Source organism: Saccharospirillum salsuginis (assembly GCF_014651855.1).
Lineage (GTDB): Bacteria > Pseudomonadota > Gammaproteobacteria > Pseudomonadales > Natronospirillaceae > Saccharospirillum > Saccharospirillum salsuginis.
Genome location: NZ_BMXR01000021.1, coordinates 1 through 17,243 on the forward strand (window position 1 = coordinate 1; position 17,243 = coordinate 17,243).

Annotated in this window: 16 protein-coding genes; 5 read left to right on the plus strand and 11 right to left on the minus strand. The window is 61.8% G+C overall.

The genetic code is table 11. The features are described from left to right. Window positions 1–468: 468 nt before the first annotated feature. Window positions 469–1,026: a gamma carbonic anhydrase family protein gene (locus IE111_RS23730; protein ID WP_189613641.1), complete on the minus strand. Its 558-nt coding sequence runs from the start codon at window positions 1,024–1,026 to the stop codon at window positions 469–471. Between the two features lie 66 nt (window positions 1,027–1,092). Between IE111_RS23730 and IE111_RS23735 the strand changes: the two genes are divergently transcribed. Further along, on the plus strand, window positions 1,093–2,628 hold the full coding sequence (locus IE111_RS23735) for a Ppx/GppA phosphatase family protein (RefSeq protein ID WP_189613642.1): 1,536 nt from the start codon (window positions 1,093–1,095) through the stop codon (window positions 2,626–2,628). 188 nt (window positions 2,629–2,816) lie between these two features. On the opposite strand, the gene IE111_RS23740 is transcribed toward IE111_RS23735, so the two are convergent. From IE111_RS23740 to IE111_RS23785, 10 genes are read right to left on the minus strand one after another with little or no spacing between them, the layout of a single operon-like run. Next, window positions 2,817–3,953 (minus strand): hypothetical protein, encoded by a 1,137-nt coding sequence (locus IE111_RS23740; protein ID WP_189613644.1) that lies wholly within the window; start codon window positions 3,951–3,953, stop codon window positions 2,817–2,819. Continuing rightward, entirely contained in the window at window positions 3,950–5,275 is a 1,326-nt protein-coding gene (locus IE111_RS23745; protein WP_189613646.1) for a FliI/YscN family ATPase, read from the minus strand. Before IE111_RS23745 ends, IE111_RS23740 begins: the two co-directional genes overlap by 4 nt. After that, entirely contained in the window at window positions 5,272–5,904 is a 633-nt protein-coding gene (locus IE111_RS23750) for a FliH/SctL family protein (protein WP_189613648.1), read from the minus strand. Before IE111_RS23750 ends, IE111_RS23745 begins: the two co-directional genes overlap by 4 nt. Window positions 5,905–5,920: 16 nt before the next feature. Further along, a complete protein-coding gene (locus IE111_RS23755; RefSeq protein ID WP_189613651.1) occupies window positions 5,921–6,547 on the minus strand; it encodes a hypothetical protein in 627 nt (208 codons plus the stop codon). Beyond that, window positions 6,544–7,347 carry a type III secretion system inner membrane ring lipoprotein SctJ gene (sctJ, locus tag IE111_RS23760; RefSeq protein WP_189613653.1) on the minus strand — a complete coding sequence of 268 codons (804 nt, stop codon included), beginning with the start codon at window positions 7,345–7,347 and terminating at the stop codon, window positions 6,544–6,546. Before sctJ ends, IE111_RS23755 begins: the two co-directional genes overlap by 4 nt. Further along, a complete protein-coding gene (locus IE111_RS23765; protein ID WP_189613655.1) occupies window positions 7,292–7,702 on the minus strand; it encodes a hypothetical protein in 411 nt (136 codons plus the stop codon). The genes sctJ and IE111_RS23765 overlap by 56 nt, the downstream gene beginning before the upstream one ends. A gap of 27 nt (window positions 7,703–7,729) precedes the next feature. After that, a complete protein-coding gene (locus IE111_RS23770; protein ID WP_229805505.1) occupies window positions 7,730–8,047 on the minus strand; it encodes a hypothetical protein in 318 nt (105 codons plus the stop codon). Between the two features lie 29 nt (window positions 8,048–8,076). Beyond that, complete coding sequence (locus IE111_RS23775) at window positions 8,077–9,153, minus strand: FHA domain-containing protein (RefSeq protein WP_189613656.1); 1,077 nt, start codon at window positions 9,151–9,153, stop codon at window positions 8,077–8,079. Then, a complete protein-coding gene (sctC, locus tag IE111_RS23780) occupies window positions 9,131–10,930 on the minus strand; it encodes a type III secretion system outer membrane ring subunit SctC (protein ID WP_189613658.1) in 1,800 nt (599 codons plus the stop codon). The genes IE111_RS23775 and sctC overlap by 23 nt, the downstream gene beginning before the upstream one ends. Then, window positions 10,927–12,942, minus strand: a complete 2,016-nt coding sequence (locus IE111_RS23785) for an FHIPEP family type III secretion protein (protein WP_189613660.1) — start codon at window positions 12,940–12,942, stop codon at window positions 10,927–10,929. The genes sctC and IE111_RS23785 overlap by 4 nt, the downstream gene beginning before the upstream one ends. Window positions 12,943–13,648: 706 nt before the next feature. Between IE111_RS23785 and IE111_RS23790 the strand changes: the two genes are divergently transcribed. The 4 genes from IE111_RS23790 to sctR are packed head-to-tail and all read left to right on the plus strand — an operon-like array spanning window position 13,649 to window position 17,242. Beyond that, the gene (locus IE111_RS23790; protein WP_189613663.1) at window positions 13,649–14,788 is read left to right on the plus strand and encodes a sensor histidine kinase; all 1,140 of its coding nucleotides are present in this window, start codon (window positions 13,649–13,651) and stop codon (window positions 14,786–14,788) included. 44 nt (window positions 14,789–14,832) lie between these two features. Next, window positions 14,833–15,450, plus strand: coding sequence for a response regulator transcription factor (locus IE111_RS23795; protein WP_189613664.1), 618 nt, complete (start codon window positions 14,833–14,835; stop codon window positions 15,448–15,450). Between the two features lie 27 nt (window positions 15,451–15,477). Further along, window positions 15,478–16,587 (plus strand): FliM/FliN family flagellar motor switch protein, encoded by a 1,110-nt coding sequence (locus IE111_RS23800; protein WP_189613667.1) that lies wholly within the window; start codon window positions 15,478–15,480, stop codon window positions 16,585–16,587. Further along, complete coding sequence (gene sctR, locus IE111_RS23805; RefSeq protein ID WP_189613669.1) at window positions 16,577–17,242, plus strand: type III secretion system export apparatus subunit SctR; 666 nt, start codon at window positions 16,577–16,579, stop codon at window positions 17,240–17,242. Before IE111_RS23800 ends, sctR begins: the two co-directional genes overlap by 11 nt. Window position 17,243 lies beyond the last annotated feature (1 nt).

Below are 17,243 nucleotides of genomic sequence, written 5' to 3' on the forward strand. Positions count from 1 at the left end.
GGTCGAAATACCAATTGCGGGTGCCGGAGGGCATTCTAACCAGCATGAACGAGCCTAAAACCAATGTGATGCCGGCAAAAAAATACTCTCACAGCCTCGGTGCCCACCCTACAGGTTTGCACCGCGAAACTTGAGTCATTAAGTAGTAATTGCGAATAATTAGTGCGCAATTAATGAAGTAAACGCAGTGAATTGATTAGCGAATTATATGAAGATGTTAGGAGACGATAGATTCAGCGTTGATACAAAAACCAGTGTGGGGTGGTGGGTAGGGTTTGGCGGGTAGTCCACAACATGGATGTTGTGGCCTAGTCTACATGGACGTATTTACGACGACCCGCCAGGCCCTGCGCACCACCCCACACGAATTCCTGGCTACCAATACTGCGCTGCCAGTGGCGTGAGCAATCACAACCCATCCCACAGGCAACAAACTAAACCGAGCCAATTCCAATCCAACCACCAAACTCAACTCCTGGCATGCAAAGCACCCAACCCTTCGGTGAGGTACTCGTCCTTCAGCTTGCAGTAGTTGGCGGCGGAGTATTTGAAGTAGGCCTTTTCCTGATCGGTCAACTCGCGCTTTTGACGAGCCGGTGAACCGACATAGAGGTAACCGGACTCCAACCGTTTGCCCGGCGGAACCAGGCTGCCCGCCCCGATCACCACCTGATCCTCCACCACGGCACCGTCCAGAACCGTCGCCCCGATGCCGATCAGAATCTCATTACCCAAGGTGCACCCGTGCAGGCAGGCTTTGTGCCCGATCGTCACATCCTCCCCGATGGTCAGCGGATAACCGCCCGGGTTGTAATCGCTGGCGTGAGTGATGTGCAACACCGCCCCGTCCTGAACCGACGTGCGGGCCCCGATCTTGATGCGGTGCATATCGCCGCGAATGACCGCGTTCGGCCAGACCGACACATCGTCGCCCAGCGTAACGTCGCCCAGCAGGGTGGACTGGTGATCGATGAACACACCCTGACCGAAGGTCGGGTGAATACCGCGAAAGGCGTGGATCGCCATGGCGCTTGCTCCTCATTGCGACTTCCGTCAGCATTGTCGCAAGTCCGCGATAAGGTTGCACCCACGATGCTCAAGTTGTCCGATTTCTGGCGAAACCGAGACGAGGAAATGGCCGCGATCGACCTGGGGTCCAACTCCTTCCACATGATCGTGGCCCGGCTCGAACGCGGTGAGCTCAAGGTGCTCGACCGGATCAAGGAACCGGTCCGTCTGGGTTTCGGGCTGTGCCCGGACGGAACGCTCGACGATTTGTCCCAACGGCGCGCCATCGAATGCCTGAGCCGCTTCGGCCAGCGCATCAGCCATCTGCCGCCCCATTCCGTCCGCGCCGTCGGCACCCGCACCCTGCGCAAGGCGACCAACGCCGATCCTTTTCTGGAAAAAGCCGAAGTCGCGCTGGGCCACAAAATCGATGTCGTCTCCGGCGCCGAGGAGGCCCGCCTGATTTATCAGGGCGTGGCGCAGAGTCTGGACGATGAACTCGATCGGCGCCTGGTGGTCGACATCGGCGGCGGCAGCACCGAAGTCATTGTCGGCGAACAGTTCCAGCCGTTGCAGCTGGAAAGCCTGGGCATGGGCTGTGTCGCCCTGACCCGGGAGTTTTTCGGCGAGGGTTCGATCTCCCGCAAGTCGATCAAGAAAGCGACGACCTACTGCCTGCAGAAGATCGAACCGGTGCGCGAGGAATTTCTGGCGGTCGGCTGGCAACGGGCCATCGGTTGTTCCGGCACGATCAAGTCGATCTCCAAGGTGGCCGAAGCGGTGACCGGCCAGCCGGTCATCACCCGCAAGCTGCTCGATGACCTGTGCGACCAGGCCGGGCAAGCCAAAAGCATTCAGGATTTCAAACCGGACGGTCTCGCCTCGGACCGTCAGCCGGTGTTTCTGGGTGGGTTGATCGTCCTGCGTGCGGTGTTTCATGGTTTGGGGTTGGAGACCATGGAAGCCTCGCCCTGGGCGCTGCGCGAAGGCCTGCTCTACGACCTGATCGGCCGGATCGATCAGGGTGATGTGCGCAGCCGCAGCGTCACACACCTGGCCAGCCGGTTTCACGCCGACGAGAAACAGGCGCAGCGTGTCGGCGACACGGCGATTCGCTTTTTGAACGACAACCGCGAAGCGCTGGGGTTGAACGATGCCGGTCCCTGGTCGATGTATTTACGCTGGGCGTCGCAGCTGGCGGAGGTCGGGCTGGACATCAGTCACAGCCAGTATCACAAACACAGTGCCTACATCGTCCAGCATTGTGATTTGCCGGGCTTCAGCCATGAGGAGCAGCAACGACTGACGACGCTGGTCGGCCTGCATCGCAAGAAACCGGCGCAGGATGCCATCGCTTCGTTGCCCGAGGAGGACCAGACCATGCTGCCCGTGCTGCTGGCGATGTTCCGGGTATCGTTTGTGTTGCACCGGGCCCGGACCGGCAGCACCTCCGAGGGATTGCACCTGCGGGTACAGGGAGCGGACATCGAATTGACCGCCGAACCCGGCTGGTGGGAAAGCCACGGGCTGACCCAGGCGGACCTGGAACAGGAAGCGCAGTATTTGAATAAGTTGGGGTTTAAGTTGACGTTGCAACAGGCACCGAAGGATGACGAGTAGGTTGAATTGAGTTTCGGCTACCGAGGCGTCGGACCGATCCAACCTATTCGAATAAGCCTACATTGGGGCAGTTCGTAGGGCAGAAGAGCCCGAAGGGCGTTATCTGCCATGGACTAGCCATGGGCTGTTATTTCGGCTACACGGGTGGGCTTCGCCCACATGGCAGATAACGCTGTCGCTCTTCTGCCCTACGGTTGTTCCCGGGCTTCCTGCAGCTCTGTCTCCACATTCAAATCACCCAGCCCGGCCTCGCTGAATCGGCTCACCAGTTTGTCCGACGATTTCCGAATCAAATCCAGATTGTCCCGGCCCGATGACTGGGCCTTCAAGGTCCACCCCTGGGCGTTGCGCGACAGCATGACCTGGGTGTTGGGTAGGATCTGGTCGGACAGGCGTAGCATTAGCTGCTGTTCGTGTTGCAGTTTGCCGTTCATCGGTTCCGAGACCAGCATCTGCTGCACGTGCCGGGCCATGAGGTCGGCAAAGTCGGACTGATTCGTTCCCGGTGCCGGTTGGGAGTGGACCGACGGCTCCAACGCCTGGGCCGCTGGCATGGCCGGGGTGTTCAGTTGCGTTAATGGCCGGTCCGTTTCGGACAGCCCGGCCTCGTTCGAGGCCCCTGTGCCCGGCCCGTTCAATGCATTCCAGTCGGGGGCGAGCGGATCCGTTTCCGATTCATCGTCCGTGTTCTGTTCCGTCTGTTCGGCATCCGGATCCCGTGATTTCACCTCGTCCAGCATCCGCTCAAATCGTCCCCGGTCTTCGCGACTGGGCGGTTGGGGTTGGCTACGCCCGGATGTGGCGCTCTCCAGATGGGTGTCTATGCGAGTGGATGTCTGCCAGTTCATGGGTTCGGCTCCTGTGTGACGGCCGACGCTGAGATCGTCGAGCGTCCGTTCGTCTTTTTTGTCATTGCGGCGGCGGTGCTGGCGTTGCAGCCGTCGCCACTGTTGTTCCAGGGCGTCCAGGCTGGCCCGGGCCTGACGCCAGCGTCGTAACGCCTGTTGCAGGGCGGCTTCGATCTCTTCAAAGGTTTGGCGTTCCCGGTCGATGTCGCGGTCCAACGCGTCGATGCGTCCCTGCAGACGGTGCTGGTATTGATCCTGGCGTTGCAGATCGGTCGCGCGTATCGGCTGTTCAATGCGTTGCTGGCGCAGCACGGCCCGTTGGTCGGCCAGTGCCGAGCGCTGCCGGACCAGAGTCTCGATGGTCGCGGCCTGGGCGTGTTTCCGCTCGGCCAACCGTCCACGTTCAAGATCGGCCGCGTCTACACGGCGCTGACGGATGCGGATGAGTTGTCGAATTTGCGGGCGGTCATCGGTCATTGGGTGATCTCGATCAGTCGCTGCCGAGTCCGGTCGAAGGACTCCAGTGTGCCCACACCCTGGCGCAGCAGCGATTGAATGTTCGACTGGGCGGCGATGGCCTGATCGGCCAGGGCATCGGTCCCGCTTTTGTATTCGCCGATCTGTACCAGCAGTTCGATCTCGTTGTACTTGCTCATCCATTCGCGCAGCCGTTGCGCGGCCGCCTGATGCGGTGCGCTCGCGATCCGGTTCATCACCCGGCTCGTGCTCTTCAGCACGTCGATGGCCGGGTAATGGGAACGGGCGGCCAGTTGGCGGGACAGGATGATGTGGCCGTCGAGCAGCGAGCGGACCTCCTCGGCGATGGGGTCGTCGCCTTCGTCGGCGTCCTCGACCAGGACGGTGTAGAAACCGGTGATACAGCCGGTGTCGTTGTTGCCGGCGCGTTCGAACAGGCGCGGCAACCAGGAAAACACCGACGGCGGAAACCCGCGTCGGGTCGGCGGTTCGCCCATGGCCAGGCCGACATCGCGCAAGGCGCGGGCGTAGCGGGTGACCGAATCCATCAGCAGCAGAACGCGCAGGCCCCGGTCGCGGAAGTATTCGGCGATGGCGGTGCCGACCAGGGCGGCGCGCGCCCGTTCCAGCGCCGGACGGTCCGAGGTGGCGATGATCAGCACGCTCTTGGCCAACCCCTCGGAACCGAGGTTGTCGTCGATGAATTCACGCACTTCGCGGCCGCGTTCACCCACCAACACGATGACATTGACGTCGGCATCGGCGCCGCGCGCCAGCATGCCCAGCAGGGTACTCTTGCCGCCGCCGGCCGCCGCGAACAGGCCGACGCGCTGACCCTGGCCCGTGGTCAGCGTGGCGTCGATGGCTTTGACGCCGGTGGCCAGGGGCTGGTCGACCGGTCGCCGGGTCATCGGATCCGGTGCTTCGCGGTAGAGCGGCGCGGTCGCCGGGCATTCCGGCGTCGGTCCACCGTCCATGGGTTGGCATTGGGCGTCGAGGATGCGCCCGAGCAGGCCCGGTCCGACCGGGATCGAACTGCTGCGCCGGGCGGGCCAGACCTCCATGCCGGTCGACAACCCCTCCAGCGCGCCCAGGGGCGTCAGCAAGGTGGTGTGGCCCTGTATGCCGACCGCCTCGGCGGTCAATTGCTGTCCGGTGACCGGTTCCTTGAGCACACACAGATCGCCGATGCGGCTGACCAGGCCGGTGGCCCGGACCAGGGTGCCGTAGGCTTCGGCCACCCGGCCGACCCGGATCATGGGGTCCGCCCGGCGGATGGCGCGCACCAGGGGGTCGTCGGTCGGTGTAGGAGCGAGCGTCATGGTGCGGGCTCCTCGGCCTGGGTCAGCAGCGCGGCGAGTTGCTGGTGAAACCCGGCTTCGATGCGGCCCAGTTCGGATTCGACCCGGCAGTCGTACCGATCCAGCGTCGGGTCGGTCACGACCGTCACCGACTCGGCCGGACCCGGCCCGCCGCCCCGCCGGGCCAGCGTCTGTTCGACCAGAGCGCGATGATCGGGATGAACGCGCACCTGGATGTAGCGACCGGCATTCATGGCGTTCAGGGCCTGTAACAGCAGGTCGTCCACAATATCCTGAGTCGACAGGCGGGGCAGGATCTTGCGCACCAGCTCGGCGGCCAGCTGCAGGACTCGTCGGTCGGACTGTTCGGCGAACGCCTGGGCTTGGTGCTGGGCATCGGTCAGGGTGTCGAGGGTCTCGGCGAGGGCCTGGTCCCAGCCGGCTTGGCGGCCTTCGTCGAAGGCACGTCGGCGCAACGCGTCGGCTTCATGCCGGGCATCCTGCCAGACCGATTCGGCCTCGCGCAGGATCCGGTCGGCGTGCTCCAATTCCCGGAAGGCCGCCTTGGGGATGCGCCGGGTCTGTGCGACCAGTGACCAGCGCCGTTCCTCGACTTGTGGTTGGGTATCGAATATCGCCAGTGTCGTCATGCGTTCCTCTCCGGGGTCAGGCGGGCGCCGGTTCGGCATTGGGCGTTTCCCGCACCGTCTCGATTACGGCCCGGGCTCGCGGCGTGGACAACCTGGCCCGCCCCTTCGACAGCGCCCAATCGCGTGGAAAGCCGAGTTGAATGCGTTCGGCCGCCAATGGATGGTGTGCGAAGGCGACGCGGTACAGTTCGATGGCGCCCTGTCGGCGTAACCGCTCGCCCATATCGGAGGCCCGCGGGTTCGGTTGGGATTCAACGGGACCGGGGTCGCCCTCGGCGGGGGTATTGAGCACCCGGGTGTAGAGATCCGACCCCAGCAGGTCGCGCCAGTGGGCGACCTGGGCTCGTGCGACGGAGGTCTTGATCAAACCGGCGTAGGCATGGGCACCCAGGGCGCGGTCGAGACCGACCGGCAAGGGCTGAAACAACCAGACCGGCAGGTGCGGTGGACGCAGGGCGTCGGAGTAGACCTGCAGGTCGCGGTACAGGCTTTCGGTCCGGGCCAACCGGTCCGCCAGCCACTGGCGCCCCAGGGCCCGTCCGCGCGCCTGAATCACCAGGTCGCTGTCCAGATTCGCCAGCCAGCTCGGGTGCAGGTCGCGCATGGCGCTTTGCGCCAGTGTGTTGGCCTGGGCGTCGTTCATGACCGGTTCTCCACGACCGAGGGGGCGAGCACCCGGGCCGGCCGGCGGACCCAGGCGGTGATCGCGGCGGCCAGCAGGCACAGGCCCAGAGCACCGGCCGCCGCACTCCACACCATCCAGGTGTCCACGGTCAGGGTGTTGTCCGGTTGCTGTGGTGCCGGCATCGGCGGACTCTCGCGCCGGTTGAAGAACTTGACCGTGACTCGGTTGACGTCGTCCAGCCCCTCGATGCCGTCGGTGACAATGGCCTTGATGTCGGTCTCGTACGGCGACAGATCGACGTCCGGTTCCTGGATCATGACCACCGAGACCGACGCCGAATCCTGGTTTTCGTCCAGGACCTGCGCTTCCGGCAAGGCGACGTGCACCCGGGCCGATACCACGCCGTCGATTTCCATCAAGGTGCCGGCCAGTTCCTGGGAGAGCGCGTAGTGGTAGCGCGCCCGTTCCTCCAGGGGGGAGGAGACGAACCCCTTCTTCTCGAACACCTGCCCGATGCTGGTGGTCCGAGTACGCGGCAGGCCCTGTTCGCGCAGCACGGCCATGGCCCTGGGAATCGCGGCGCGATCCACCGTGACCATCCAGTGCTCGCCGTCCTGGGCGGCGACCTTGCGGGCGTCGATCTGCTCACGCAGCAGTGCCGCCTGGACTTCGTTGGCCTGGGTCTCGTCCAGCATCGAATAGAGAGACTCCTCGTTGCAGCCGGCCAGCGCCAGCAGGCACGCGAGGATCAGCCACCAGCGCTTAGGACTGCTGGCGGAACAGTTGTTGAATGCCTTCGGACGTTCGATTGGCAACATTGGCCGTCAACTCGCTCTGAAACAGAAAGTGATGGGAATGCACGGTGATCTTCAGCATCTCGGCCGGCGTCAACTCCTTCTGCTCGGCGGCGAAACGCAACGCTTCCAGGCCGAGGCCCTCCATCCGGCCATTGAGCGAATCGAGCATCTCAGCGGCCTGTTTGAAACCGTTGTTTTCGACCGTCGCCTCGACCGCCTGGCTTTTTTCCACCGACTGAGACTGTTGTTGCTGTTGGACGGCCTGCTCGAACTGGGCCATCTCGAATACCGTCACCTGGCCAGAGCCTTGCGGCGCCTGGGTGACCGTTTGTTGTGCCTGGCCGATCTCAAAGGTGATTGCAGCCACGGGATCCATGGGGAACCTCCCTAGGTTAGGTTCGGCTTATTGTTTGCGGGCCAGGGATTCGAGTGCCTGACCGACGCTGTTGGTCGAGGTCGAGGCGTTGTTGGCCAGAAACTGCATGCGCATGCTCTCGGCGGTCAGCAGCGTCATGGTCGACGGGTTGTCCTGGCCGCCGGCCACGGCGTCGGACAGTTCGGTAATGCGACCGGCCTGGTCGTCCAATGCGCCGCCCCAGGCTTCGGCCATGGCTTCGTACCAGCTGCCGAGGTCCTGGTCGCTGACCGCAGCGGTATTGCCGGTCTTGCTCTGCATGCCACTGAACAGATTGGCGTTGTTGGTGTTGTCGATGGTGCTCATGTGGATCTCCTTGGTGGTGTTGGACTGCCTCAGTGAATGTGATTTTCCGGTGCGAGATAGGCGCCGTTCAGCGGTTGACCGGCGGCGAGCACCCGATACCGCTGCTGTTCTTGCTCGACCACCATGTGGGCGGCCTCGACGTCGACCAGCACACTGCCGTCCGGCAGGGTGGCGCCGGGGTAATAGCGGGAGCCGTCCTCGGTGACCAGATACGGGTCCGGGCCGGTCACCAGTTGGGTCACACGTGGTGGTGCCGGGGAAGCCGGTTCGGGTTCGGCCGCGACTGTCTGGTCGAGGTTGACCGCGACGACCCGCTCCAGCCCTTCGATCTCCCGCATGGCGCGGGACTGCACAATGGCGGCGATTTGCTCACCGTCGCCAAAATGGCCGGTAATCTCCACCTCACCCGCGCCCAGCGTTCGGGCGGCGGCGGCAATGCCGGACAGCCGCAGAATCTCCTGAACGTCCCGGGCCAGCGGGTCCTGGCCGGTCGGTCGGATGTCCACGCTCGACAGGCGGGTGTCCAGTGCCCGGTAGTCGCCCACAACCGACCGGATCCAGGGCAGGTCGGCCGGGGAGTGGACCTCGGCCAATGAATCCGGCACGTCGGGCGCGATCGGGTGAGTCGATTCGCCAGGCCAGTAGGCCTGAACGTCCCCCTGGAAATAGACGCCGGTGACCGCCAGCAGGCACAGGGTTGATAGAGCGGTGCCCAGAACGCGCCAGCGGGATCGTTTCCGCGGCGGCGTTTGCGGCTGATCGACGGTAATGGCCGGCAGGGCGGACTGAATGGCGATGGACGATTGGCCCAATCGCAACGCGCGCCCCACGGCCAACGCCCCGGTTTCGCCCGGCGTCCAGGTCTCGTCGTCGCTGCGCACCTGGGCGTCGAGCGGGCGCAACCACAGATCCCGCCCCTGTCGGGTGATCAGACAATGATGCGGTGCGATGCCGTCATCGGTCAGGATGATTTCGCAGTCGTCGCCACTGCCGACGAGCAGGAATTCCTGGTCGCCGAGGGGGTGCTCGGCGCCGGCGTGCTTGCCCGTCAGTACTTTGAGGGCAAGGGTGATGTCGTGGTGCTCAGTACTGCTGTGAGGAGTCATCGCCATGTTCATAATCGCAATTCCCTGGGCAAGAGCCTGAGTCTGAAGATGAAAGTTGCGGCGACCGGATGGACGACGTCCAGGGGTCGACCGTGCCGTAACCCGCCAAGCCCGGAGTGCCGTCCGGCGTCAATAACCGGGGCGAAATCAGGAAGAGGCGTTCGGAGCGTTTGATGGAGGTGCTTTTGGTTTTGAACAGATAACCGAGGATGGGGATGTCGCCGAGCAACGGAATCTTATGCTCGTTGACGACCGATTCCTCGCGTTCGAGGCCGCCCAACAAAAGACTGGCCCCTTCGTTGATAATGGCCTGGGTGTTGACTGAATTGCGCGTCGAGACCGGCATGTCGCCATTGACGTCGACCACGCCGTCACGCACGGCGATGGTCAGGCGGATGCGGTTCTGGTCGTCGTCCTCGATGACGTGGGGTGTGACCCGAAACACCGTGCCGGCGAACACTTCGAACAGGTCCACTTCATAGGCGCCTTCCACCGGCACGAATAACGACCGGCTGGCTTCGATGACCGCTTCCAGATCGTTCAGTGTCGCGACCTTGGGCCGCGAGGACACCTTCAACACGCCTTCGTTTTCCAAGGCACGCAGTCGCGTGACGAAGCGTTGTTCATCGCCAACGATGGCGCCGATTTGCAGCCCCGGTACTTGCTGCAGTACCGATGTGGAGTCGGCCTGTAACGCAGAAATAAAGTCGGACTTGATGTCGCCGCTGCTGCCCGATGACACATCCACATTGTTTTCGGTGTCCTCGAACCGCCACTCGGTACCGAGCGAGCGCAACCGGTCGGTATTGACGTCGATGATGGTGGCTTCGATCTCGACGATCTGGGTGGGGACGTCCAGTTGCTCGATCAGCCGGTTGTACATCGCCAGGTTCTCAGGCGTGTCGCGCACAATGACGGCGTTGCGATACGGATCCGCCACCACACTGGCGGCCCCCTCGCCGCGATAGGTATCCGGGCCGTTCCCGGTTCGGCGATTCGGGGTGTCGAAGGATTCGGCGGACAGCGGCTGATCCTCCTCTTCCGGTCCGGTCACCCGACGTGCGGTGTCGGCGGTTTGCCGCGCGGCCTGGCTGCCGAACGCATAGTTGTCCGTGGGTTGACCGTTCAGGATGTTGCGCAACAGCGTGGCGACACCGGGTACGGTGACGGCGCTCTCTCCCGCGTTGAAGGTGCGGTCGGTGGCCCAGGCGTATTTCAGCGGAAAATACTGAATGACCAGGTTGTCTTCCTGGCTGGCCGTGTCGGTGATGGTGTTGATGACCTGGCGGGCGTGTTCGACATAACGCGGAACGCCGTGGATCTCAGCCAGACCGGCGTCGGTGTAGAGCCGGGTATGGTTGTTCGAATCCATCATGCCCATCTGTGCCAGGGCGCGTTCGATACGAGGCGCGTATTTCGGGTTCAGGGGCAGGTAATCATGTTCCACTTCCGAGGCCAGATAGACGTAGGCGGCCTGCTTGTCGTAGTAGGTCAACAGGCCGTTGGATTCGGCCAGGCTGGTGAATATGTCGCGCGGACTGCCGCTGCGGCGGCCGTTCAGGGTGCGCCGGTCGCGCTCGAGGGCATCGCTCATGTTCAGGCGCACGCCCTGGTCGGCGAAAAACCGGGTCAGTACAGCGGTGAGACGTTCACCCTGAAAGGCGTACACCACGTCGGTCACGTCGTCGAGCGGCAGCGGCGCCGCCAGGAGCGACCCCTGAAACAGAACGATCAGGGCCAAACGGCGCCACAATGTGAGTCCAGTCTTCACCGTCATGCCTCCGCTCCTATCCGCCCGATGGGGTCCACCTGAATATCCCCGGCCAGTTCCTGAAACGACAGAACCGGCAGGCCGTGATGATCCTCTTCCAGCAACCGCCGCAGATGGCGGCGCACATCGACCGAACACAGCATCACCAGCGGGCTGTCCCGGTCGGGTTGGTTCCGGGTCAGGTCGGTGATCTGTCGCTGCAATTGCTTGAGTGATTCCGGTGGCAGGGACACACCCTGGGCGCCTTGCTGGCCGGACTCCCGAATAGCCTGGCGCAGGTTCTCCTCCAGTTCGGGATGCACCAGGATCGCTCGCATGCTGCGGTTCTCGTTGGTGAAGCGATGGCTGATGTGACGTTTGAGCGACATGCGCACCTGTTCGGTCAGCATGACGACGTCTTTTTCACGGCTGCCGACATCGGTGATGGCTTCGAAAACATCGCGCAGATTACGGATTGAAATGTTTTCGTTCAGCAGACGCCTCAGCACATCGGTCAGTTTCTGCGGCGGGACCACGCGCAGAATTTCCTTGATCAGATCCGGGTATTCCCGATTCCAACTGTTCAGCAGATTGGAGGTTTCCTGAATGCCCATGAACAAACCCAGGTGTCGACACAGGGCGTTGTAGAGCACGCCACTGAACGCCGCTTCCTCGTCGGTGTGTGTCGTCTGCGACAGGGACGGACTGATCAGGCGGGGTACGGCATCGCTGTTGGTGTCCTTTGTCGCCAACGGGTCGCCGGCATACAGGGTGATGCCGTGCGCCTCAAGCCGACAGAACTGAGCGGCCCGATCGATGGCCTGCGGCACAGCTCTGGGCATGGGCACACCGTATTCGCGTTCGATGGTCTGACTGACCGATTCGATCAAGTCGTTCAGCCGTTGCTCATCAATGCTGTCCAGCAACCGACGGTCGACCGTCAACTGAACCGGCCTGGGTGGTGTCAGGGCGATGGCTTCGGGCGTCGCCGTTTCGGAAGCGGCTTCGCGCGCGGCCTGTTCCATCCGGTGACGATTGGCGGGCAATGCACGCCAGACGCTTCGAGACAATAAGGCGATGCCGATCACCAGGAACACTGGCCACGGAAAACCGGGAACCAGGGTCAGCAACAACGCGATGATCCCGCCGATGGTGACAACGCGCGGATGGGCGGTTACCTGACGGGTGATCGCTTCGCCCAGGTGACTGTCGTTTTCGTTGCCGGCGGTTCGGGTGATGATCAGACCGGCCGAAATGGAGGTCAGCAAGGCCGGAACCTGGGCGACCAAACCATCGCCGATGGTCAAAATGCTGTAGGTGTGAACCGCCTCGCCCAGTGGCATGTCGTTTTGCAGCACGCCGATGGCCAGGCCAGCCAGAATGTTGACGATCAGAATCACGATGCCGGCGATCGCATCACCTTTCACGAATTTCATCGCGCCGTCGAGACTGCCGTGCAGTTGACTTTCCAGTTCCAGGAAATGACGTTTTTGTTTCGCCTGTTCCTTGTCGATCAGCCCCGAGCGCAAGTCGGAATCGATCGACAATTGTTTGCCCGGCATGGCGTCCAGTGTAAAACGGGCGGCGACTTCGGCAACCCGTTCGGAACCCTTGGCGATGACGATGAACTGCACCACGGTGATGATGATAAAGACCACAATGCCGACAATCAGGTTGCCGCCGACCACCAGACGGCCGAAGGTTTCGATGATGGCGCCGGCATCGGCGTCGAGCAGGATCAAGCGGGTGATGGCGATCGACAGCGACAACCGGAACAGGGTGCTGAGCAGGATGACGCTCGGAAAACTGGAAAAGGCGATGGGCGAGGGGACATAAATGGCCAGTAGCAAGAGCCCGACGGACAGCAAAATATTAACCGCGACCAGAATGTCGATAACCAACAAGGGCAACGGCAGAATCATCAGACCGACGATCATTACTACGCCCATGGCGAGTATGATGTCGCTGTAACGGCCGGCGCCGCTCAACACAGCGCTCAGTCCGCCCGGTGATGCCTTGTGTTCGGGTTGTGCCGTCATGATGCTGGGAAACCTTTCTGAACGTTCGATCCATGGTGCTACGAAAGGTGGTCGTGCCCATCCATACCATCGAGAAACATGCCGGGACCTGTGTCACTGTGTCCGGGCTCGGGATGAACGACGATTAACCGAGCCTTCACTCGCGAAACAGAGTGCGACTGCAAGGCCATCGACAAGCGTGAACGCTGGGCTGACGTGAATACTCCCGGTTCATGGGTTGCCTCCTTTCATAGAGTGATCGCACTGACACATCACGGCTGTGAGAACCTGTTGTGATTGTTCTGTTAGCGCGAATCGTGGTTAAAGGAAACTGTATAATCGGTCAGGGTGTCTACTGGGGTTTTCCCTAGGACGGGCGTCGAGGTGTGATTCGATTGGAAATGGATTGAGCGTTTCATGGATTGGATCACAAAAGACAACTTTAAGAAACGTTCAGTAAAAAAAGAAACGCTTTTGTCATGGAAATCGTGTCGTAATTCATGACAATTTCAATCAACACATGAAAGATGGTTTGGCCTTTTTAATTTGCCAAACAGTCGTGGTTTTTTTGGCAAGGGCTTTGTTAAAAAAGCCATCCTGGCCGAATGACCCGGTGGGTTGACGGAGTGGTATCGGCCTCCGGGCTGTACAGTTTCTGAAGTATGAAGTGTAACTGGTTGAATCGATTTGATTTTCAACGTTTTCATACGACAAGGGGACACCCGAGATGTCAAGGATGCCAGCCATGGATGCGGCGGCCAGTGCCCACCTGAATACGTCGGGTGACAGCCGGCCGTTCTCGCTGTTGGACACCGTCGCGCTGCCCTGCGTGGTCTTCGATGCCCGTCAGCGCCTGCTGTTCGCCAACCGCCCCTTTCGGCGGGAGTTTCAGGACACGCTCACCCCGCGCCTGCGTCTCGACGACTTCATGCAACGCTTTCATTCCTACGACTCGGCGCCGACCCTCGGGCCAGGTACCAGGTCCGATTCGATCGCGACGACGGACCAGGAGCGCGACGAAGAAGTGTACGACCCCGAAACCCGTCAATCCTATGTGCTGCACTCGCGACCGTTACGACCAGTCGCCGAAGGCGGCACCGTCCTGACCCTGCAGAACCTCACCGAAACACGCAGCAGCCAGGCCCGCTCCGCCGACCTGCAGGAGCAGTTGATGCTGACCTCGCGCAGCATGTCGGTCGGTGAGATGGCCACCACCATCGCGCACGAACTTAATCAGCCCTTGGGCGCCATTTTGAATTACCTCGGTGTGGTGCGAAATCTGCTGGACGGTCAACCCGAACACGGGCGCGCGCTGGAAGGTGTCAGCGCGGCGCTGTTGCAGGCCGAGCGCGCCACGGCCGTAATCGCCCGTATCCGCGAATTCGTGCGCACGCGTGAACCGAAGAAGGAGCCCTGCCGGGTGGCGGACCTCGTGCATTCGGTGATTTCGCTGCTCAGTCTGGAAATTCGCCAGCAGCGGGTGCGCGTCGATTGCGATCTGGCCACGGACCTGCCCTCGATACAGGTCGACCGCATCATGATGGAGCTGGTCGTCGCCAACCTGGTTCGCAACGCTCTGGATGCCATGTCCGCCAGCCCGCCCGATCGTCGTTTCTTGGGGATCGATGCCGAGCCGGACCTGGAAGGACACGTCAGGATCACGGTGCGCGACAGCGGTTGCGGCATTCCACCGGAGACCATCGACCAGCTCTTTCAACCCTTTTTTACATCCAAAAAGAACGGCATGGGCGCGGGCCTGGCGATCTGCCGGTCGATCATGGAATTCCATGGCGGACGTCTGTACTTCGAGCCCATGCAAACAGAAGGCGCGGCCTTTGTCTGCTGTATCCCCGTCTCGCCTTCGTGACAGTGCTGTATAAGGCAAACCGATAACGACAAGGAGAACTGTCCATGAAAGAACCCGCGGAACTGCTCACCGTCCACCTGATCGACGACGACGATTCCTTTCGCGAGTCGACGGCCTGGTTACTCGAAGCCTCCGATCTGGAAGTGGTCGACCATGCCTCGCCTGGCGACTTTTTAGGTGAACTGGAACAAAAAGGACCGGCCGGCCAGGTCGGTTGCGTGGTTACGGACTTGCGCATGCCGGAAATGAACGGTTTTGAACTGATGGATGAGTTGCGTAAACGCCACCTGTCCATGCCGGTTGTCATGATCACCGGTCACGGCGATGTACCGGTGGCCGTCGAAGCGATGAAGATGGGCGCGGCGAATTTCATCGAAAAACCGTTCGACGGCACGGTACTGGTCGAGACCGTCAGGCAGGCCATGCGCGAGCCGGGCGCCAAGCTGCGCAACCCGGAGGCGACGCGCGAGCGGCTCGACAAGCTCTCGCCGCGCGAACGTCAGGTCCTCGATCTGGTGTGCGCCGGCAAGCTCAACAAGACCATCGCCGACGTTCTGGGCATCAGCATCAAAACCGTGGAACTGCACCGGGCCAATATGCAGTCCAAGCTCGGAGCCCGGAATGTCCAGGAACTGGTTCGTTTGACACTGGGGTATGAATGATTCCGGTCAGGGAAAACAGGACGTCGTATGACTCAGGTAAGACAAGAGGATGTGAGCACCGCTCATCCTGGATCGGGGCCGGTACGCGCGGTGGATACCCAAGGCCGCCTCATCGAAACCGAAATAACGCCACTCGGGAAGAAGCTGGAGCAAATAACGCCGGACGCGGCGGCCGGTTACCGGTACTGCTTCGGCCGGGAACGGCCGCTGGAGACGCGGTATGAGGCGCAAACCGCCGAATGGTGGCTGCAATTCAGCCGGGATCGGTTGGACGGGGACGCCCTCTGGCTGGAACTGGACAGCGACGCCGGTCGCTTCTGGCTGCGCCTGGACCAGGGGCATTCGCGGGTCACGCTGGGCGATCGGCTCTGGCATCGGTATGAAGGTGAGGATCGCCTGCTGGCCTGGGCCCTGGCCCACGAACCCTTTTTGCAGCACCTGAGTGTGTTGCTCAACCAGGCCTGCACACCCCTTACGCTCACCGAGCACCGGCCGTCGATGCAGGATGACGACCGGCTGCTGTGCGGTTGGTGTTTTCAAGGCATGGACTGGGATTTGGCCGGGTGCGTTTATTGGACTCCAAAACAAGTCGACGCCTTCAGCGATGCCATCGACCGGGCCATGAGCGGCCCGGCGAATCGACCGCTTTGGTCTCGCTGGCCCTCGTTGCCGATTCCCTGCCGCGTGGTCTTGCAGGGGCATCGATACAGCCGACGGGAATGCGCCGACTTCGAAACCGGCGACTGTCTGCTGGTGGCCGGAACCTTTCGAACCGGGCTGGGCATCCGGCTGCAGCCGGTGCGCAGCTCCCATTATTGGCAAGCCGACATCAAAACAGGAAAACTGATCGTGACACAAGGACCCGAAACACCCCAAGCCCCGGTCGGGGAAGAAACGACCGAACCCACATCGACGCCGATCGATGTCGACATCAGCTTCGAACTGGGCGACCTCGTCCTGCCGCTGCGGACACTGGAAGCGCTGCAAGCCGGTTACGTTCTGTCGCTGCCGGATCACCTGGACCAGAGCAGCGTGCGTGTCCGCGCGAACGGTTCCGTCATCGGCGAGGGACGACTGGTGGCCATCGGCGACCAACTGGGTGTGCAACTGACCGACATCACGACCGATGGAGTTTAGCGGTCTCAGTCCGGGCACCATCATCACGCTGGTTGTCGGCCTTGCGCTGGCACCCTTCGTGGCCGTGATGGTGACGTCCTTCACCAAGATCGTGGTTGTGCTCAGTCTGTTGCGCAACGCCCTGGGGTTGCAACAAACGCCGCCCAATGTGGTGATCAACGGCCTGGCGATCATCCTGTCGATCTATGTCATGTATCCGGTGTTTATCGAAACCTACGATCACATCGGCGAGCAGACCCAGGAGATGGCCAAGGAAGACATGACGGTGGACACGGCCATCGAACTGATCGGTTACGGCAAGCAACCGTTGAAGGAATTCCTGCTCAAACATTCCAGCGAGGAGGAGCGGGCGTTCTTTCTGAACAGCATCCAGCGCATCCTGCCGGAGGAGCGACGCGAGCGCGTCAATAAAGACGACTTCATCGTGGTGATTCCGGCCTTCACCGTCAGTGAGTTGACCAGTGCCTTCCAGATCGGCTTTTTGATTTTTCTGCCGTTTCTGGTGATCGACATGATCGTCGCCAACATCCTGCTGGCGCTCGGCATGATGATGCTGTCGCCGACCATGGTGTCGTTGCCGTTCAAATTACTGCTGTTCGTGTTCATCAGCGGCTGGACCAAGCTGATTCACGGTCTGGTGCTGACCTATGTGTGAG